This window comes from Acinetobacter sp. SFD (genome assembly GCF_001647575.1).
GTDB classification, from domain to species: Bacteria; Pseudomonadota; Gammaproteobacteria; order Pseudomonadales; family Moraxellaceae; genus Acinetobacter; species Acinetobacter pecorum.
This window is the reverse complement of the sequence record NZ_LSZJ01000013.1, coordinates 243,575-262,625: the sequence shown is the minus strand read 5'-3', so window position 1 is coordinate 262,625 and position 19,051 is coordinate 243,575. Positions and strand designations below refer to the sequence as shown.

The 19,051-nt window shown below is 42.5% G+C and carries 18 protein-coding genes; 14 read left to right on the top strand and 4 right to left on the bottom strand.

Annotated features, from left to right (window positions below):
- Positions 1 to 29: 29 nt before the first annotated feature.
- A complete protein-coding gene (locus AY605_RS10805; protein ID WP_064096399.1) occupies positions 30 to 1,247 on the top strand; it encodes a multidrug effflux MFS transporter in 1,218 nt (405 codons plus the stop codon).
- 77 nt (positions 1,248 to 1,324) lie between these two features.
- On the opposite strand, the gene AY605_RS10800 is transcribed toward AY605_RS10805, so the two are convergent.
- On the bottom strand, positions 1,325 to 2,032 hold the full coding sequence (locus AY605_RS10800; protein WP_064096398.1) for a nitroreductase: 708 nt from the start codon (positions 2,030 to 2,032) through the stop codon (positions 1,325 to 1,327).
- 899 nt (positions 2,033 to 2,931) lie between these two features.
- Here AY605_RS10800 and gltS point away from each other — a divergent pair.
- Both gltS and AY605_RS10790 read left to right on the top strand, forming a co-directional pair.
- Entirely contained in the window at positions 2,932 to 4,170 is a 1,239-nt protein-coding gene (gene gltS / locus AY605_RS10795) for a sodium/glutamate symporter (protein ID WP_064096397.1), read from the top strand.
- Between the two features lie 45 nt (positions 4,171 to 4,215).
- Positions 4,216 to 5,691, top strand: a complete 1,476-nt coding sequence (locus tag AY605_RS10790) for an alanine/glycine:cation symporter family protein (protein ID WP_064096396.1) — start codon at positions 4,216 to 4,218, stop codon at positions 5,689 to 5,691.
- A gap of 54 nt (positions 5,692 to 5,745) precedes the next feature.
- On the opposite strand, the gene chrA is transcribed toward AY605_RS10790, so the two are convergent.
- Positions 5,746 to 6,951 carry a chromate efflux transporter gene (gene chrA, locus AY605_RS10785; RefSeq protein WP_064096395.1) on the bottom strand — a complete coding sequence of 402 codons (1,206 nt, stop codon included), beginning with the start codon at positions 6,949 to 6,951 and terminating at the stop codon, positions 5,746 to 5,748.
- 124 nt (positions 6,952 to 7,075) lie between these two features.
- On the opposite strand from chrA, the gene AY605_RS10780 reads away from it, so the two are divergent.
- The 7 genes from AY605_RS10780 to AY605_RS10755 all read left to right on the top strand — a co-directional run bounded on the left by AY605_RS10780 (position 7,076) and on the right by AY605_RS10755 (position 13,391).
- Positions 7,076 to 8,080 carry a patatin-like phospholipase family protein gene (locus AY605_RS10780; RefSeq protein WP_064096394.1) on the top strand — a complete coding sequence of 335 codons (1,005 nt, stop codon included), beginning with the start codon at positions 7,076 to 7,078 and terminating at the stop codon, positions 8,078 to 8,080.
- 348 nt (positions 8,081 to 8,428) lie between these two features.
- Positions 8,429 to 8,605 (top strand): hypothetical protein, encoded by a 177-nt coding sequence (locus AY605_RS15110; RefSeq protein ID WP_171254955.1) that lies wholly within the window; start codon positions 8,429 to 8,431, stop codon positions 8,603 to 8,605.
- Positions 8,606 to 8,890: 285 nt separating this feature from the next.
- Entirely contained in the window at positions 8,891 to 9,412 is a 522-nt protein-coding gene (locus AY605_RS10775) for an acyl-CoA thioesterase (RefSeq protein WP_064096393.1), read from the top strand.
- Between the two features lie 453 nt (positions 9,413 to 9,865).
- Entirely contained in the window at positions 9,866 to 10,429 is a 564-nt protein-coding gene (locus AY605_RS10770; protein WP_064096392.1) for a TetR/AcrR family transcriptional regulator, read from the top strand.
- Between the two features lie 31 nt (positions 10,430 to 10,460).
- Positions 10,461 to 11,657 (top strand): MFS transporter, encoded by a 1,197-nt coding sequence (locus AY605_RS10765; RefSeq protein ID WP_064096391.1) that lies wholly within the window; start codon positions 10,461 to 10,463, stop codon positions 11,655 to 11,657.
- A 4-nt stretch (positions 11,658 to 11,661) separates the two neighbouring features.
- Positions 11,662 to 12,555 (top strand): DNA-binding transcriptional regulator HcaR, encoded by an 894-nt coding sequence (hcaR, locus tag AY605_RS10760; RefSeq protein WP_064096390.1) that lies wholly within the window; start codon positions 11,662 to 11,664, stop codon positions 12,553 to 12,555.
- A gap of 221 nt (positions 12,556 to 12,776) precedes the next feature.
- The gene (locus AY605_RS10755) at positions 12,777 to 13,391 is read left to right on the top strand and encodes a glutathione S-transferase family protein (RefSeq protein WP_064096478.1); all 615 of its coding nucleotides are present in this window, start codon (positions 12,777 to 12,779) and stop codon (positions 13,389 to 13,391) included.
- Between the two features lie 194 nt (positions 13,392 to 13,585).
- On the opposite strand, the gene AY605_RS10750 is transcribed toward AY605_RS10755, so the two are convergent.
- Complete coding sequence (locus AY605_RS10750) at positions 13,586 to 15,190, bottom strand: bifunctional 3-(3-hydroxy-phenyl)propionate/3-hydroxycinnamic acid hydroxylase (protein WP_064096389.1); 1,605 nt, start codon at positions 15,188 to 15,190, stop codon at positions 13,586 to 13,588.
- A 347-nt stretch (positions 15,191 to 15,537) separates the two neighbouring features.
- Complete coding sequence (locus AY605_RS10745; RefSeq protein WP_064096388.1) at positions 15,538 to 15,783, bottom strand: hypothetical protein; 246 nt, start codon at positions 15,781 to 15,783, stop codon at positions 15,538 to 15,540.
- Positions 15,784 to 16,172: 389 nt separating this feature from the next.
- On the opposite strand from AY605_RS10745, the gene AY605_RS10740 reads away from it, so the two are divergent.
- From AY605_RS10740 to AY605_RS10725, 4 genes are all read left to right on the top strand, one after another.
- Positions 16,173 to 17,180 (top strand): CobW family GTP-binding protein, encoded by a 1,008-nt coding sequence (locus AY605_RS10740; RefSeq protein WP_064096387.1) that lies wholly within the window; start codon positions 16,173 to 16,175, stop codon positions 17,178 to 17,180.
- A 101-nt stretch (positions 17,181 to 17,281) separates the two neighbouring features.
- Entirely contained in the window at positions 17,282 to 17,812 is a 531-nt protein-coding gene (locus AY605_RS10735; RefSeq protein WP_064096386.1) for a YaeQ family protein, read from the top strand.
- A gap of 87 nt (positions 17,813 to 17,899) precedes the next feature.
- Positions 17,900 to 18,523 carry an MgtC/SapB family protein gene (locus AY605_RS10730; protein WP_064096385.1) on the top strand — a complete coding sequence of 208 codons (624 nt, stop codon included), beginning with the start codon at positions 17,900 to 17,902 and terminating at the stop codon, positions 18,521 to 18,523.
- An 85-nt stretch (positions 18,524 to 18,608) separates the two neighbouring features.
- Positions 18,609 to 18,947, top strand: a complete 339-nt coding sequence (locus AY605_RS10725; protein ID WP_004280661.1) for an FKBP-type peptidyl-prolyl cis-trans isomerase — start codon at positions 18,609 to 18,611, stop codon at positions 18,945 to 18,947.
- The last annotated feature ends 104 nt before the right edge of the window (positions 18,948 to 19,051 follow it).

Genomic DNA, 19,051 nt, shown 5'->3' with positions numbered 1-19,051 from the left:
TTGTCTGCATATTAGCGCTTTAAATCTTCATGCTTATGACATCGAATAAAATAGTACAACAACCTTATGCCATGTCCTGGATTGTGTTGCTGGCAGCACTGAGTGCACTCGGGCCTTTATCCATTGATATGTATCTTTCTGCCTTGCCGGCCATGGCAGCAGATTTTGGCGTCAGTACTCAAATGGTTTCCAATAGCCTGCCAGCTTATTTCTTCGGTCTGGCTGTCGGACAGTTGATCTATGGACCGATCAGTGACCGGATTGGACGTAAACCACCGCTGTATTTTGGGCTGTGTTTATACATTGGGGCAAGTTTGCTGTGTGTCTTTGCACAGGATGAATGGAGTCTGATTGCTGCCCGGGTTTTACAAGCTCTCGGTGGCTGTGTTGGCGTGGTCATGGCACGTGCTGCAATTCGTGACCGTCTGGATATGCACTCAGCAGCTCAGGCCTTTGCCAGCATGATGATTGTGACCGCTATTGCACCAATTATTGCCCCGAGTCTGGGGGCCTGGATACTCAAGTTTTATGAATGGAACACGATATTTCTGGTATTGATGGGCTGTGGTTTGCTGAGTCTGGCTTGTGTGCACTTTCTTTTTAAAGAAACCTTGGAACCAGAACGCCGTCTCAAGCTGAATTTTCAACAGGTATTAAGCCTATACCGTAGCATTTTTCAGGATCCCAGCTTTCGGTGCCCGCTTTATGCCGGCTGTTTTTCCGGTGCGGTGATGTTCTGTTATATCAGTGCTTCTTCGGCCATTTTGATGGATCGTTATCATTTCACCGAGCAGCAGTTTGCCTATGCTTTTGGTGCAAATGCGGTCGGTATCATGCTTTTTTCGACATTGAATAAGCGGCTGGCCGGACGTTTCTCGATATTGCAGCGCCTGAAGATCGGCAGCTATCTGCAGTTTGCCGGTGTGTCAGCTTTAATCCTGCTGGGCTGGCTGGACGTAAACTCTGTGCTCTGGGTACTGCCAGGCATGTTTGTCATAGTGGCAGCCATCGGTTTTACTGGTCCGAATGCCATGGCTCTGGCAATGGCTGAACAGGGCGAACGGGCAGGAACCGCCAGTGCCATTATGGGAAGTATGCAATTTGTCTGTGGATTACTGGGCGGCGTATTACTGAATTTTATGCTCTGGCAGGCTTTACTGAATATGGCATTGATCATGCTGGTTTTTGTCTGTATTTCTGCTTGGACAATTTTTAAAATAAAAATGCCCAGCCTAAAAAATGCATAGATGCTGGCTGTTCTCTCAGGCAATAAAAATACTGATCCGGACAGAGGGCTAAGTCAATTAACTTAGCCCTGCCTGCCTCACTCTTCGATAAACACGGCAAATTCCTCTACGGGAACGCGCGGGGTAATAAAGCTGTTAACAATCTGCTCTGGATCGGCATAGCCCAGTGCCATACCGCAGACCAGCTCTTCATCGGCTGGAGCACCCACCAGATCAAGTACGATCGGGTGAAAATGATTCCAGGCAGCCTGCGGGCAAGTGTCCAGACCGCGGGCTTTTGCGGCCAGCATGACATTCTGGATCATCATTGAAACATCCATTTTGGAACCAATCGCCAAAGAACGATGGACAGTAAAGAACAGGCCGACAGGCGCATCAAATAGTTCAAAATTGCGTAACTGCTGACGTGCCATTTTTTCCTTTTCGCCTTTTTGAATGTTAAGCAAGCCATATAAACCCCAGCCATTTTCACGACGACGTTCAATAAATGGCGAGATCCATTGTTCAGGATAATAGGCAAAAGTTTCCTGATACTGCTGTGACAATTCCGGATTTGCATAGATTTGCATTTGTGCCTGACAGACACGTTGCACGATTTCATCGCGCTTTTTGCCAGTTACCACATACACTTTCCAGGGTTGGGTATTGGTGCCTGAAGGGGCACGGCTGGCAACGGCCAAAATCTCTTTTAAGGTGTCGGTATTCACGGGTGTATTTAAAAAAGCACGTACTGAATGACGAGAGGTAATGGTGTGATCTACCGCATGAACAAAATTTTGATCCATTGTAAAGTCCAGTCAAATATCCTTATTGAGTTGGCAATGACTATAAACTAAACAAATAGAAGGGGGGATAGGAAAAATTCATTGTTTACCGGCTGATAAAAATGATTTATCCAAAAAATGGCCAAAGAGCACTTATTTGGCCTTCCAAAATACGAGTTTAGTCCTCTAAATGATTAGAATAAAGATCGTTATGAAAATTGTCTTTAAGTGAAAAAAATAGCTTAAATCCCAAGTGTTTGAACAATTTAACAATAACAATTTCACACAGAGAACACATTTATTTTGCCTGAAAATCGAGTTAATTTAATTTCAAGATTCCGATGTTATTCTGTTTTGAGTAAGAGACTAATATTTTTTTTGAATTAAAAGATAGTTTAATCTTCATATAAAAAATGAGAACTTATAATTATTTTTTATAGTTTTATTAACTATTGCTAATAAAAAACAATATAACGTTATACAAAGAAACAGCATAATGTACGACTTTTCATCTTAATTCATGCTTTGCATGATCAAGATCTGTTTGAAATAACGCTATTCCAGATGGCTTGAACGAAGCCTTTAGGTTGAAAGCACTCATCAAGCAGTGAATGTTTTTTGAGCTTAAAACACAGTTTTTTTATTAGCATGTATGTCTGTTTGAAGATTGCCTGCAATTTTCCAAAAGACTGAGTATCGGAATAGAAATGGTGTTGCTTTTATAAATCTCTCATTTGTTGAATATGATCGTGACGATGATATTCATAAGTTTGAAAGAGATGATAAACGTTTTGTTTTCTAAAGGTCATAGATTAAATCCGGAGGTAACGGATGCATATCTAATGAGAGAGCTAGACATATAGTCGACTCTACGACTTTTAGAATAATAAAAAATTCAGAATCATCTTGGGCAAAAAATTATGGATTTTACTTTTAACGCATTTTATACCCTGATTGCCGCAGTGATTGTTTTATTACTTGGGCGGTTCCTGGTGAATAAAATCGATTTTTTAAAGCGCTACAACATTCCTGAGCCGGTTGCAGGTGGTTTGGTTGCTGCGATTATCTCATTACTGGTGCATTCACTGTGGGGATACAGCATCACCACCAGTTCAGAGCTACAAACCAGTTTTATGTTGATCTTCTTTGCCTCGATCGGTCTGAGTGCCAACTTTTCCAAGTTGCGTGAAGGCGGTGTCGGTCTGGTAATTTTCCTGTTTGCTATATCGATTTTTATTGTTTTGCAAAATGCAGTCGGTATGAGTCTGGCAACACTGCTTGGTATCGACCCACTGATTGGCCTGATTGCAGGCTCAGTTACCTTAACCGGCGGTCATGGTACTGCGGGTGCATGGGGGGAGATTTTTGAAGTTGAACATGGCATTCAGGGTGCTTTGGCATTGGGTATGGCCAGTGCGACTTTCGGTCTAATCATCGGCGGGATCATTGGTGGACCTTTGGCCAAGTTGCTGATCAACCGTTATAACCTGGCTACTGCACGTACCGATCAGCAGATCGAAAAGCGTGACAACACCCCAATGGATAGCACTTCAGAGGAATACGTACAATTTGAATATCCACATCGTCTGCGTCTGATCACTGCCGATAATGCTATTACCACATTGGGCCTGTTTGCAGGCTGTTTGGCTTTTGCAGAGTTTATGACAGGTTTCAGTAAAGGTACTGCTTTTGAACTGCCAACATTTGTCTGGGCATTGGGCGGCGGTGTACTCCTGCGTAATGTACTGGAAGGCATTTTCAAGGTTCAGATTTTTGATCGCGCGATTGATGTGTTTGGTAATGCGTCATTGTCACTGTATTTGGCGATGGCATTATTGTCGTTAAAGTTATGGCAGTTGGCTGACCTTGCAGGACCACTCATGGTGATTCTGGGTGCGCAAACCATCACCATGGCTTTGTATGCAGCTTTCGTCACTTTCCGTATCATGGGCAAAAACTATGATGCTGCGGTACTTGCAGCGGGTCATTGTGGTTTTGGTATGGGTGCAACGCCAACAGCGGTTGCCAATATGCAGGCGATTACCAATATGTATGGTGCTTCGCATAAGGCTTTCCTGATCGTACCATTATGTGGCGCATTCTTTGTTGACTTGATCAATGCCACTGTTATTCAGATGATTTTGAAGTTTTTTGCATGATTTTTATGCCTGATACGATGAGTCATCGGCTCATAAGGATGTGACATGAATGATCAGTTAAATGAAACCTTGCTGGGCTGGATTAATGCCCTGAATGGTCCTTTATGGGACTTTCTGGTGGTGTTCCTGGTTGCAGTCGGTATTTTCTACACAATCATGACGGGTGCAGTACAAATTCGTTTGTTCTGGCACAGTATGAAAGTGATGAAGGGCAGCCGTGGCAAGGTCAGAGATGCGCATGGTATTACGCCATTCCAGGCCTTTGTTACTGGTCTTGCTAGCCGGGTCGGGGTAGGTAATGTCGCGGGTGTTGCAATTGCAATTGCGATTGGCGGGCCGGGTGCCGTGTTCTGGATGTGGTTTACTGCCTTTCTGGGCATGAGCTCTGCTTTAGTTGAATCCTCACTGGCACAGCTGTTTAAAGTCAGGGATAGTAAGACCCAGCAATTCCGTGGTGGGCCTGCCTATTATATTACCCAAGGTTTGAAGCAGAAATGGCTGGGGATTGTCTTTGCGATTGCATTGATCACCACTTATGGCTTTGTATTCAATGCCGTTCAGGCCAATGCGATTATTGGGGCAACCTCTCATGCCTGGGGCTGGAATCAGGCCAATGTCATTTTACCATTGGGCGGATTTGATTTTGAAATTTCCTGGATTGGATTGGTTCTGGTCGTAATGACAGCCCTGATCATTTTTGGTGGAATCAAACGGATTGCTAAAGTCGCTGAACGCTTTGTACCGCTCATGGCGGTACTCTATCTGGCAGTGGCCCTGTATATTGCAGTAATCAATTACGATATCTTGCCATCGATTTTCCAGCTTATTTTCACTAAAGCCTTTGAGTTTGAAGCTGCTGCTGGCGGTTTCTTTGGTGCTATGGTATCTATGGCGATGATGATGGGCATTAAGCGTGGTCTGTTCTCTAACGAAGCCGGTATGGGTTCAGCACCGAATGCTGCTGCGGCATCTGATGCCAAGCATCCAGTGAATCAGGGTCTGATCCAAATGCTGGGTGTATTTGTTGATACCTTTGTGGTCTGCACATGTACCGCCATTATTATTCTGGTTTCAGGTGTATATGAAAATGCAGGCTTTGAAGGGGTGACTTTGACCCAGATGGCACTTGAAAGCCAGATTGGTGCCTGGGGTGATGATTTCCTGGCACTAATTCTGTTCCTGTTTGCCTATTCTTCGATTATTGGTAACTATGCTTATGCCGAAGGAAACGTCCAGTTCATCAATAACAATAGCCGGGTTATGTTGATTTTCCGTTTATTTGTATTGGTGATGGTGTATTTCGGTTCCATCGCCAGCGTGCCATTGATCTGGAATATGGCGGATCTGTTCATGGGTGTGATGGCAAGTATCAACTTGATTGCGATCCTGTTGCTGATGCCATTCCTGCTGATGCTACTTAAAGACTATACCGGTCAGTTGAAGCGCGGTGTGAAAGAGCCTGAATTTAAACTGGATAACCATCCTAAATTTAAAGACAAGGTTAAATCAGATATCTGGTAAGACTTGAAATAAAAAGCCCCGATCATTCGGGGCTTTTTTGTGCCAATGTTTTATTTAGAAGAAATTTAAATAACTTTGATAAAGCACGAAGCCGAAAATCAGGCTGAACCAGACCGGTAATTTTGAACGTAGCAGGGCAATCATCACCGCGACAAAGACCAGGTCGGAGCCATAACTAAAATAGCGTTGTGAAAGATCCAGCAATAAATACAGTAACAGACCCACCACCGCAGCATTGATGCCCATCACCGCCTGATGAATATGGCGCTGCTGCATCAACCATGACCAGTAGGGCAAGTTGGCAAAGATCAGGAAAAATGAAGGTAAAAAGATTGCACAGGTCGCTAAAACTGCATTCAGCCAGACATAAGGCGTCCAAGGCAGCAAGGCCCCGATATAACTGGCAAAACTGAACAAAGGTCCTGGCATGAGCTGGACAAATGCATAGCCAAGATCAAAAGATTGTGCACTCACCAAACCGGTTGTGACAAAGTCCTGATGCAACAAAGGTAAAATCACATGACCGCCACCAAACACCAGCGAGCCAGTCTGATAGAAATTGGCAAAAAATTGCAGGTCTGATTCACCCCATAATTTCCCCGCTAAGGGGAGTAGAATAAACGGCAAGATAAATGCCAGTAACCAATAGGGTGCAGCGGCAGATCGAATATAAGGCGAGCTGATTGCCGTTTTGTTAATTTCTTTGGGTTTCGAATCTGATTGAGAAAAATGTCCAGCCAAGAGTCCACAGATTGCGCCCAGCATAATCACCAGAATTTGGTTAAAACTCGCTGAAACCACCATCAGTAATACTGCTGAGAGTATTAAGACCGCATATTGCCAGGCCGTTTTACAGAAGCTTCTCAGCATTTGCCAGAATGCCCAAGCGATTACAGAAAATACAATTAGCTGGATGGTATGAAAGCTGTTTGAGTTTAAAATATGAAAATAGCTTTGACCCAATAACGCTACCAAGCCCATCAGAATCATTGAGGGCAGGGTAAAACCCAGCCATGCGATCACGGCACCAGTATAGCCCCGTTGTAGATAACCGATCGAAAGCCCCACCTGACTGGTGCTCGGCCCGGGTAAAAGTTGCGCCAAAGCGACCAGTTGACTGTACTGGGTGTCATTCAGCCATTGCAGTTGGGTCACAAATTTTCGGTGAAAAAACACCAAATGTGCTGCCGGACCGCCAAATGAAATGCAGCCCAGTTGCAGAAAAATCAGGAAAATCCGGTACAGTGAGATTGAAGGCATACTGTTATGGGGAAAAATGAAGATAAAGTAGCTGAACTGTATGACAGTTTTACGAAATTCTACAGACTATTTATGCATGTGTTTATACACTATGCTGCTTTAGATTAATGAGGACATTCTCTGCATGCAGAAATATGTGTTGAGTATGGTGATACTGGGTACATTTGGCCTAAGTGCTTGCCAAACGACTCCAATGACAGCCCAAGCGGCAACCAGTCATTTGCAACCTGCTGCACAACGCGGAGAAGCTCAGGCACGTCTGAATCAAATTGATTTTCAAAAGATCAAGCAAACCCAACAGCGTCCCGTAGTTGCTTTAGTCCTAGGCAGTGGTGGTGCGCGTGGCTATGCGCATATTGGTGCGCTGGAAGTACTAGAGCAGGCGGGTATTCAACCAGATTTTATTGTCGGAACCAGTGCCGGTAGTATCGTTGGATCTATTTATGCGAGTGGCAAACCGGCGATTGAACTGCGCAATATTGCTCTCAGCATGCGACCGAATGATGTCCGTGATATCAAACTGGCCAGAAAAGGATTTTTTGATGGCAAGAAAGTTGAAGATTATGTCAATTTGCAGGTCGATCAAACTCCACTAGAAGCCATGAAAATCCCGATGTTTGTGGTGGCCACAGCACTAAAAGAAGGCAAGAAAGTCGTTTTTAATTATGGCAATACTGGACAGGCAGTACGTGCTTCAGTGTCGATTCCAAGTATGTTTATTCCAACCGTTATTCAAGGTAAAGAATATGTAGATGGGGGGCTGGTCAGCCCGGTACCCGTAGATGTGGCGCGTGACCTGGGAGCTGATATTGTGATTGCGGTGGATATTCTGGCACAGCCTATTCATACCGAAACCAGCAATGTCTGGGGGCTGTTTAATCAGAACATTAATATTATGCAGCAACATCTGGCGCATGAAGAATTAAAGCATGCAGATGTGGTGATTCAGCCAGATCTGCGTGAAAAAGGCCATATTTTTGATGTGCGTGGCAGAGAGTTGACCATGCAGGCTGGTATTGAGGCAGCTCAATTAAAGCTGATGGAAATTTCACAGGCCTATCAAAAACACGACTATGCCCGAGGGCACCGTATTCCGCAGTTTGTGGTTAAGGATCATTACTCCCAATAAAAATCTCTTACAAGAATTTTCTGAATATTGCCATTTTCTCAAAGGAGAAGGTAGTGATATTCAGTACGAGGATTAAACATTATCAGCTTTAACAGCTTAGTAATTGTTATGAAAGATGAGATAAGTGCTGATGTCTATAAGTAGCTTTAACTTTTTATCAAATACAAAACTAATTTGAAATATAAGCTATTGAATTATAAATTTATTACTTTAAGATATAAGCTTTATTAATCCTGATTTCTAATTTTAACATTATTATTCGTATACTTAAGTTGATCAAAGATTCAAAAATTCCCCCGTTCATGCCAGAATGTAGTTAAAACAGAACACTCAGCAGATGTAGACAGCATGACACATATAGAAATTGGACATCAGGTCAAACTGGCACAATTCGAACATTATATTTTTACAGTAACAGCTGCCCATCAGGACGGTTCTTTCACTGTTGAAACCATCTTGGATGGCCAACAAATTTTGAGTTATCAAAATGTAGTTCAGGAAATGCTCAGACCACTAAAGCTTTAAATTTCTAATAATTTCCCTCTATTTTTTAAGTATTTGGTTTGATAGAGGGGGAGTATGGATTATTCAATTTTAGGCCTGTCAGCCCCCAGTTAAACAGGTATTGAATAATTTATACTTTGTTTTTAATTCACATTTTAAGCAATTAAATATATTTTTTTCTGTATGAATACATTTTCTATATCAATAATTATGATGCCCGATTTGCCGAATTGAACATTTTATTCACGTTAAAAACGCTATAATAATAAATGATAACCTTATCATTCAAAGAGTTCAAAGAAAACGATGGCCCCTTTAGATCAAATTGCAGCATTAGCAGATGACCAGTCAGAGTTAACGATGTCAGTTCTCATGACGCCAGATATGGCAAATTTTTCAGGTAATGTTCATGGTGGAACCATTCTGAAATTATTGGATCAGGTGGCGTATGCGTGTGCAAGTCGCTATTCGGGTAGTTATGTTGTGACCTTATCTGTAGACAAGGTGAATTTTAAAGAGCCAATTCATGTCGGTGAACTGGTAACATTTTTGGCCAGTGTTAACCATGTTGGTCGTACCTCAATGGAAATTGGTATTCGTGTAGAAGCACAGAATATTCAAAAGAGAACCGTGCGTCATACCAATAGCTGTTATTTCACGATGGTGGCAGTAGATGAGCATGGTAAACCCAAACAGATTCCAGCTTTAAACTTGAACAATGACTGGAAGCGTTGCCGTTTTGAGGCAGCCGAACAGCGCAAAATAGCGCGTTTACAAGAGAACCATCATCCCTCATGCAGCATTTATAAAAAGACCGCACAAAGTTAAATATAGAAATAACCTCTTAATCATTTATAGTGAATAACGTTGTTTTTCTTTTCAAATTCAATTGATGCAGTCTAGATGCTACTTTTGTTTCGGCAAAATAAAAAATGGAGCTTCGCAAGAAACCTGTCTTGCGGAGCAATACTCTTCGCTAAAAAACTGGTTTGCTAACATTCAGTTTTTTTAATCTGTCGTGAAAACCTCTATTTTCTGATTAAGTCCTGTCTCAAACACGGAAATGACGTTTCCATATATCTAATTTCTATCAGCAATTAAAATAATAAAAATCAGTCAATTTCTTTTCTTTTCTTTTCTTTTCTTTTCTTCCTTCTTCCTTTGAAGCTCTTTTTTTGCATCAATTTTAGTTTATGGCTGGAGCTTTATAACATTTTGCTCTAGTATAAAACGATACGTATCGTTTCGTTTTTTAAGGTTTTAAGGCTTAAGCAGAAAAATATGAGCAATGACGAGAGAAGTTCCCGACGACAGCAATGCATTTTACAGGCAGTCGCAGATGCACTGGCAGAATGTGAATATCATCAGCTGACCATTGAAGATGTGGCTGCACGCGCCGGCGTAGGCAAGTCCACGATTTATCGCTGGTGGAAGCATAAATCGGAACTGGTATTGGATACTTTCAAGCAACATACCGCTTCAGTATTTGAACTGGATACCTCCAAAAGCTTGAAAAGCAATCTTATTCAACAACTCGTTTTTTTATCAGAGGCACTGAATCATCCAGTAGGGCGGGCTTTACTGGTGGTCATTGCCAATCACCGGGAACTGGCAGGTGGATTCTTTCAGCAATATCTTTTACCTCGGCGACAACAGATTCATCAACTGATTCAGCAAGCGATTGAACGCGGAGAAATCCGTGCGGATTATCCTTTTGATTTGATGCTGGATACCTTGTACGGCCCGATTCATTACCAGATCATTTTTTTCAACCGCATTCCAGATGAACACTATATCCAGAATCTGGTCGAGTTGGCGTTAAATCCTGCTGCTGTTCAAGCCTGAGTTTGATCTCATTTCCTAAAAGTTGGTGATTATGTCAGTTAATGCTGAGCGTTTATGGAATCGCTCATTTATCCTGTGTTTATTTAATAATTTTTTCCTGTTCGTTTATTACTTTGCCTTGCTGACGGTTTTACCGATTTACATCATGAAAGATCTGGGTGGCTCAGTAAAAGAAGCTGGTCTGGCACTGACGTTATTCCTGGCTTCATCGATTGCCATTCGGCCATTTTCCGGCATGATCATTGAAAAGTTCGGCAAAAAAATCACTATGCGTAGTGCAGGCATAGTTTTTGCCTTATTTGCCTTTAGCTATTTGCTGGTGGACAGTATGTGGTCGCTGTTAGTGGTGCGTTTTTTACATGGCATCTGGTTCAGTATTCTGACTACGGTAGCAGTACCCGTCGCCAATGAGTTTATTCCTGATCAGCGCAAAGGTGAGGGCATGGGCTATTTCGTCATGTCGACCAATCTGGGGGTGGTGTTTGGGCCCTTGCTGGCATTGACTGTCATTCAGATCACCAGTTTCAAGGTGTTATTTGGCGTTCTCGCCGTTATTATTTCTCTCGGGCTTATTTTCTGCTGGATGCTGAAAATTACAGAGTTACCTAAACGTGATGCCATAAGTAAAGAAATAAATAGCTTGAGCTTGAGGGATATTCTGGAAGTCAAAGTTCTGGCAGTGAGTTTTGTCGCCTTGCTGACGGCTTTTGCCTACTCAGGTATTATGAGCTTTATTACCGCATTTAGTGAAACCAAGCAGCTATTGGATTATACCAGTGTATTCTTTATTGTCTTTGCTGCCTCTATGCTACTGGTTAGACCTTGGGTCGGGAAGATTTATGATCGTAAGGGACCAAGTGCTGTTATTTATCCTTCTTTTGTGTTTTTTGCTATTGGTCTGGTGATCGTCAGTCTGATTTCCAATCAATGGATATTGTGGTTATCGGCAGTATTTATCGGCATTGGTTACGGTTCGCTGTTCCCATGTCTGCAGACGCTAGCGATTCAGTCGGTTGATACGCAGCGTATGGGACATGCAATTTCAACTTTCTTTACCCTGTTTGATCTGGGTTTGGCGATTGGTTCAGTAGTCATCGGGATATTGATTGCCTCTTGGGGCTTTGAAACCACCTATATATTAAGTGCTGTACTCGTCATGATGACAATATGGGTATATCGTCAATATGTTGCCAAAAAGAGACATAAGCGCCCGGCAGGCTTGGAGTGATAAGATGGAATTAAGACATTTACGCTATTTCGTGACTGTGGCACAGGAGCTGAACTTCACCCGTGCCGCAGAAAAATTAAATACGGTACAACCTTCGCTCAGCCAGCAAATCAAGGATCTTGAGCGTGAGGTAGGCGTACAGTTGCTAGAGCGCAATAACCGTAAGGTCGGGCTGACTGAGGCTGGGCAGGCATTTTTGACAGAAGCCTTATTGAGTATTGAACATGCAGAGCGTGCTATACAGAGCGCCAGACAGATCGCAAATGCACAGCAGGATCAGTTGAATATTGGTTTCGTGCCGGTCGCGGAAATGAAAATCTTCCCTTATATCATGCCGAATATACGCGCACATTTCCCGAATATTAAAATTCATTTTCATAGCCTGACCGATGCCAGCCAGTTAAAGGCCTTAAAAAAAGGCGAGATTGATATTGCCTTTACCCGCTATGTCGATGAGTCTGATGAGCTGGAACATGTGCAAATTTTTAGTGAGCCGCTGGCCTTGATTATGCCCAAGGATTCACCGCTTGCTGAGCAGCGCCATGTGAGTATCAAGAGCTTTAATCATCAGGATTTTGTAATTAGTGATGAAGATGCTTCACCACAACTCCATAAAATCATCACTGACTTTTTCAAGCAATCCAAACTGAATGTGAATGTGGTCCAGCACTCCACCAATATCCTGCTCAATGTCAATCTGGTCGGGATGGGCGTGGGCTGGAGCCTGGTTCCGGCTTATGTGATCCCGTTATTGGGGGATAAAATTATCGTCAAAAATACCATTGAACCCTTGCCGATGATTAATCTGTATGCCAGTTATCGTAAAGGACAGAAAAACGAGCTGCTTGAACTCATTTTAAAAATCCTGAAAGAACAGTTTTATATGGGTTTCTTTTAAAAAAGAAAGACCTGATAGCACCGCAGGTTTTTAAACAGCAAAAAGGCTTCGGCAGATAAATCTGTCAGATAATCGTTCTTCACAGGCTATCGAAGCACTTTATACTAGATTTTTTTAACATGATATCTTTGATTTTTCTTGCATTGAGAGAAATCAAAGGCAGCCAATAAAAAAAAGTTGCATTAAAAAATTAAAATAACAGCAGAGGGTGAATAAAAATGATGAAGTTATATAGCAATCCCCAGTCCCGTGGCATGACTGTAATGCTTTTATTACAGGAGTTGGGCATTACAGACCAGGTTGAAATTATAAACGTACCTTATGAAAACATGCATCAGGCCGAATATTTAGCGATTAATCCCATGGGCAAAGTACCTTGTCTGGTCGATCAGGACGTGATAATTACTGAAGTTGCGGCCATCTTTACCTATCTGGCCGATAAATATATAGAAAAAGGTTTGGCACCGACTCTGGATGATCCCAAACGCGGCGCTTATCTGAAATGGATGTTCTTTGCTCATGGCCCTTTAACGGAATTTATGGATTTAAAAGGATTGGGCGTACCGGATGAACAGATTGAGCAAAGAACACGGAGCTTGAGCTTTGGTCATGCACAGAGCCTATTAGCCTTTCTCAAAAAAGGTATGCAAGAAGCCAATCCATATCTGCTGGGTGAGAAAATTTCAGCTGCAGATGTATTTCTGGGGTACTGGCTGATTTTTGCCATTTCTTTGAAAATATTGCCCTATCTGGATGAGTTCAAGCCCTTTATTCAGTTGCTGGCGCAGCGTGACTCAATGAAAGATATACCCTGGTTACAGAAAATCAATACCTGATTTCATGTAAACAAGAGAGTGTTTCATATATTTCCTGACTGACATGCTCTTTTCTTTTTCTTGAATAATGAGACATTCAAGAAAGCAACTTATAAACAAGCCCTATGCAAAAAAAAATACACATAAAAAAAGACCACGTTTTCACGTGGTCAGGTCTCTGAATGTAATTCAGTAAGTGTATTTTATGCTCGTAATTATTTTACATGCAGCTTTTTAAACAGCTGCTGGCTGATATGATCCAGTGTTTGTGGAATCGCCAGGGCTGCCACAAAACGGTCAGGTCGTAAAATAACGACTGACTCAGTGGTTTTACCGAACCAGCTGCGAATATCAGTGCCGATGTCACCAACGGTAATCACGCCTTCAAATTGCTTGCGGTTTTTATTGCCCAGTTGAACTTCGGGAATGACCTGAATAAATTTGACGCCTAATTTTTTCCAGACTTGCATGGTGGCATCCGAAATACCCCATTGCGGGTCTACACCCCAGGCAATAATTGCAAAATCATTAGCAATTACGTCATCCAGTAAAACTTTTTCACCCGACTCAAGTCTAACCTGTGGCTGGATAAACATCTTGCCGACTGGAGAGTTCTTGGCACCGTTACTCAAAAGTGCACCGTCATGATATTTAGGCATCGGTTTAAAGCGCATTTCCAGCAGGTACTGTTTGATGGGTTTGATATAGTTCAGGGCATAGGCAATACCGTCACGGACAAAACCCTGCCATTTTTTCGGTGGTGCCAGTACATGGCCGGCCATAACGGAGAGATCAATCATGGCTTTGGCATGGTCTTTCCGCTCGATCTGGTAAGAATCCAACAGTTCAGCTGTCGCTTTGCCCTGAATGACCATTGCCATTTTCCAAGCCAGGTTAAAGGCATCACGCATACCGCTATTATAACCCTGACCCTGCCATACTGGCATGATGTGCGCAGCATCACCGGCAAGCAGAATTCGGTCGACACGGAACTTGTCGGCAATACGGGCATTATGGGTATAAACACGCTGACGGATTACTTCAATACCATCCGTGCTTGGTAAAACCTTGGACAGAAGTTTGGCAATATTTTCCGGTTTGCTCAGTTCTTCCTGGGTTTCACCTGGCATGACCATAAATTCAAAACGTCGAATACCGTGTGGCAATGCTGCCGATACATAAGGACGTACCGGATCACAACATAAATAGATATGCGGTGTAGCGAGAGGGTCATTCTCAAGGTCGATTACAATCCATTGATTCGGTGCGGTTTCACCTTCAAATGCAATACCCAGGTTACGGCGTATATAAGAATTACCGCCATCACAGGCAATCAGATATTGAGCGCGTACGGTTTCTGCAACGCCCTCCTTATTTTGCAGATTGAGTGTCACGCCTTCAGCATCCTGACTAAAATGGGTCAATTGACGTGAGAATAGCACTTGGGTGTTTTTATATTGTTTCAAGCCCTGCAGCAGCACGTTGTCGACTTGTGGCTGAATAAAAGCATTACGGCGCGGGAAGCCAAACTCACGCGTCAAAGGCTGAATATCTGCAAAACAGCGTCCTTTCGGGGTCAAGAAACGCATTGCATGATTTGGGGTGGTATGTGGTAAAACTTGCTCGACTAAACCCAAAGACTGAATAGTACGCAAGGATTCATCATCGATTCCAATCGCACGTGGGTAATCAATCAAACTATCCAGTTGCTCGACAATCGTGACAACTACGCCTTGTTTGCTCAGATAGTTGGCAAGGGTTAAGCCTACGGGTCCGGCACCCAGGATTGCCACTTCAGTAGTGTAATTGGTATTGCTCATAGCGAATGTCCATTCAATCGACTTGCATTTAAGGCTATTAAGGAACAGCTGAACACCAGAAACAAGTTATGCGATAGTAGCTGAAGGATATGATTAATATTGAATTTGATAGATTATTTTTAGTTAATCAATTGAATTTAAAAATAAAATTAATATAAATTTGATAGCTGCTATTAATTCTGTGATTAGTTTTGACTATGGCTCTAAATAGATTCTGTGCAATAAAAATGCTGAACCAGCATCAAGCATGATTCAGCATCGAAAAATATCGGACAGCCTAGGACACAGCCTACTGGAGAAATACTGTCACGAATATCCTTATAGGGTTAAACGAGTCATCTAATAACTTAACGTGCAGCAGGTTTTGCTGGTGTTGTACTTTCTGCAGTAGCTTCAGATGCAGTTGCTTCAGATGCAGCAGGCTGCTCTGCAGATGCACCTGCAACCGGCGCATTTGATTCAGGTAATTCTTGGGTGCTCACGACCACTTTTTCTTCAGTGGTGGTTTTTGCATCTGTGGTTTTGCTGTCTGCAAAACTGGTAGCTGCAGCAGCAGTAAGAGTCGTGGCGAGTAAGATTTGTGCATAGTTCATTTTTGGCATCCTTTTATTCAGGTTATTAATCTGCGGAATTGACCATCACATCAATTCGACAGATGCTCATCCTAAGCACTGAATTTTTGCGGAGCAAATCAATTAACAAAAGCGACACGTAAGCAATAACCGAAGCAATACAAAACTTAGAAAGTTGTTTTATTTCTGTTAATTATACAGATTTTTATTCAATAAAAATGTGTATGAATATTTCAAAAATTAAATTTGCAATAAAAGTTAACATAGCAAATTGATGATTCTGGATCATTCCATTAATTTTGGTCTCTGTAATTTCATCATGTGTTTACTAAGAAGACGCATTTTATAATCTGGATGTACTTTATAATGCAGTGCATTGCTATTTCTATTCAATCTCTTGAGAGCCGATTTTGAAAATTCTGTCAGCGTCACAGGCTATTCCTGTTCATATCATTTCCGGATTTTTAGGTGCAGGTAAAACCACACTACTCAAATATTTACTACAACAGAAACCGGAACAGGAAATCTGGGCAGTATTGATGAATGAATTTGGCCAGATTGGGGTAGATCAGCAGTTACTGCCGCAAGATCAGGGTTATGCAGTCAAAGAGCTATTGGGTGGCTGTCTATGTTGCAGTAGCCAATTGCCGATGCAGATCGCCTTGTCGCGCTTGCTGTCAGAAGTGAAACCGGATCGCCTGTTTATCGAACCTACCGGGCTGGGGCACCCGGGACAATTACTGGAACAGCTGACCGAGCCACACTGGCATAACCACTTAAACATGCAGGCCTTAGTTACTGTAGTGGATGGTTCGCGCTTGCATGACCAAAACTGGACTCAGCAAAACCTGTATGCAGACCAACTTAAGGCAGCGCAGATCGTGGTAATTTCACATACTGATTTGATGACAGCCGCAGATCACGCAGCGCTCGCACAACTTCAGGCGGAATATCAACCTTATGCCCAACAGTGGCTGTTTACCGAGCACGGACAACTCGATATCGAACAGATCAAACAGGACTATCGGGGTTCCGCCCGTCAGATCCAGCCTTTGTTAAAACAGCAACAGACCATCCTTTCAGATGATACTCCCTTAGTGATTCAGCAGATGCCTTATCATTATGTAGAAAGTGCGCAGGGTTATCAGGTTGCGGGCTGGAAATTGCCAAAACGCTGGCAGTTTAATTTTTATGATCTGCTGGATCTGCTGTGTGAACAAAAAGACTGGCTTAGAATCAAGGGGATTTTCCATACCGATCAGGGCTGGAAAAGTTTTAATTTCAATCCGGAACAGTTCAATTATCAGTCGGCAGATGAAGGTATTGATAACCGGGTGGAAGTGATTTATCAACAGTCACGCGATTGGCTGGCATTTGAAACTGCCCTGATGCAATGCCGTATCGATCCAGAAAAATAACAGCACTATTTCTAGTACGCTGAATGAATCTTTGACCTAAATCTGTTCAGCAAAATTGTGCTAAATCTTATATGCTAAGCGCCAAATTTGAGGATTGTGTGATGGCGTTAAAAGCGACGATTTATAAAGTTGATTTGAATATTGCGGATATGGATACGCATCGTTATGAAGACTATCAACTGACGATGGCACTGCATCCTTCGGAAACCATTGAACGCTTGATGGTGCGTATTCTGGCCTATGCGCGCTATGCCGATGAAGCACTGGAATTTACCAAGGATCTGTTCGAAACGGATGAGCCGGCACTCTGGGAAAAGGATCTGACCGGGCAACTGGTCAAATGGATTGAAGTGGGCAGTCCGGACGAAGATAAAGTCAAAAAGGCCAGTGCGCGTTGCAAGCAGGTCGCAGTCGTGACCTATGGTTCTGCGGTAGATGAATGGTATAAGCGTAGCAGCAAGTTAAAAACCTTAAAAAATGTGGAAGTATGGAAATTATCCACTGCAACCACTGATGCATTACCACAATTGTGTGCACGCACCATGCAGTTACAGTTAAATGTGATGGATGGGGAATGGACCTTGATTGGTGATCAGGGTCAAGTGATTGTAGAGTGGGAACAGTTACAATAAGAATTCACAAGGATGCAAGTTTCAACTTGTATCCTTGCCTCACTATTTCGTATATCTGGAGAGAAAAATAAGTTCTCTGGACGAAGCATGTATCATGAACTTTATGAGTTGCTATTAGCAGTCGTGATTGGTGCAATCATTGGGGCAGAACGGGAATATCACAGTAAATCTGCCGGACTGCGCACCATGATCATAGTCAGTCTGAGTTCCTGTCTGTTTACCATTATTTCTTTAAAAATCGGCGTGGACAACCCTGACCGTCTGGCAGCCAATGTTTTAACCGGTTTGGGTTTTCTGGGAGCCGGAGTAATTTTAAAAGATGATAACCGGGTTTCTGGTATTACCACTGCAACCACGATCTGGATGACAGCGGCACTGGGCATGGCAGTCGGTGCGGGTTATGAACTGTTAAGTATTTGGACAACGGTGATCGTGTTGATCGTACTGGTCCTATTGGTCTATGTGCAACGTGGTATCGAGCATCTGAATCATGAACGTAACTACGAAATTGTCTGTCCTTTCGAGCAGCATGAGCCGGAACATTATGAAAAACTGTTTAAACGATACAAATTAAAAGTGATTCATTCCAGCCAGCAAAAAATCGACCAGCAGATTACAAGCCGCTGGATCCTGATGGGGTCAGCTAAAAATCATCAGAAATTAACCCAGTATTTATTACAGGATAAGAAGATTCAGAAACTCAGCTTTTGACCTATTGAAGCTAAAGGCCAAGGAATTTAGCTCAATCCAGTTTATACTGAACTCTAAATTTAGTGCTAATCTCAGGTAAATGACGATGATAAACGAACTTGAAATTATTGATTTAAAAGTAGGTGAAGGGAAAGAAGCGGTAAAAGGCGCTTTAATTACCACGCATTACACTGGATGGCTGGAAGATGGAACCAAGTTTGATTCATCCATTGACCGAGGCAATTATTTTGAAACTGTCATTGGTACAGGGCGTGTGATTAAAGGCTGGGATCAGGGCATTCTGGGAATGAAAGTTGGTGGTAAACGTAAACTGATGGTACCTGCACATTTGGCTTATGGCGAACGTAAAATGGGGAAGGTCATTCCAGCCAATTCCAACCTGATTTTTGAAATTGAATTGTTTGATGTAAAAACACGTGATTAAAACAATATAATTAGCGAGACATAAATAGTTTTCTCTAATTAAAATATTTGAGCTTTTCCGGTGCAGTCAACCCAATACAGGTTGTACCGGACTAAATACAAAAA

Bases quoted from the DNA above. Each gene is read 5' to 3' on its own strand.
- AY605_RS10770 (WP_064096392.1), top strand. From the start codon at position 9,866: ATGAGCAATGACGAGAGAAGTTCCCGACGACAGCAATGCATTTTACAG.
- AY605_RS10745 (WP_064096388.1), bottom strand. From the start codon at position 15,783: ATGAACTATGCACAAATCTTACTCGCCACGACTCTTACTGCTGCTGCA.
- hcaR (WP_064096390.1), top strand. From the start codon at position 11,662: ATGGAATTAAGACATTTACGCTATTTCGTGACTGTGGCACAGGAGCTG.
- AY605_RS10775 (WP_064096393.1), top strand. From the start codon at position 8,891: ATGGCCCCTTTAGATCAAATTGCAGCATTAGCAGATGACCAGTCAGAG.
- AY605_RS10750 (WP_064096389.1), bottom strand. From the start codon at position 15,190: ATGAGCAATACCAATTACACTACTGAAGTGGCAATCCTGGGTGCCGGA.
- AY605_RS10800 (WP_064096398.1), bottom strand. From the start codon at position 2,032: ATGGATCAAAATTTTGTTCATGCGGTAGATCACACCATTACCTCTCGT.
- AY605_RS10725 (WP_004280661.1), top strand. From the start codon at position 18,609: ATGATAAACGAACTTGAAATTATTGATTTAAAAGTAGGTGAAGGGAAA.
- AY605_RS10790 (WP_064096396.1), top strand. From the start codon at position 4,216: ATGAATGATCAGTTAAATGAAACCTTGCTGGGCTGGATTAATGCCCTG.
- AY605_RS15110 (WP_171254955.1), top strand. From the start codon at position 8,429: ATGACACATATAGAAATTGGACATCAGGTCAAACTGGCACAATTCGAA.
- chrA (WP_064096395.1), bottom strand. From the start codon at position 6,951: ATGCCTTCAATCTCACTGTACCGGATTTTCCTGATTTTTCTGCAACTG.
- AY605_RS10780 (WP_064096394.1), top strand. From the start codon at position 7,076: ATGCAGAAATATGTGTTGAGTATGGTGATACTGGGTACATTTGGCCTA.
- AY605_RS10735 (WP_064096386.1), top strand. From the start codon at position 17,282: ATGGCGTTAAAAGCGACGATTTATAAAGTTGATTTGAATATTGCGGAT.
- AY605_RS10730 (WP_064096385.1), top strand. From the start codon at position 17,900: ATGTATCATGAACTTTATGAGTTGCTATTAGCAGTCGTGATTGGTGCA.
- AY605_RS10765 (WP_064096391.1), top strand. From the start codon at position 10,461: ATGTCAGTTAATGCTGAGCGTTTATGGAATCGCTCATTTATCCTGTGT.
- AY605_RS10755 (WP_064096478.1), top strand. From the start codon at position 12,777: ATGAAGTTATATAGCAATCCCCAGTCCCGTGGCATGACTGTAATGCTT.
- gltS (WP_064096397.1), top strand. From the start codon at position 2,932: ATGGATTTTACTTTTAACGCATTTTATACCCTGATTGCCGCAGTGATT.
- AY605_RS10805 (WP_064096399.1), top strand. From the start codon at position 30: ATGCTTATGACATCGAATAAAATAGTACAACAACCTTATGCCATGTCC.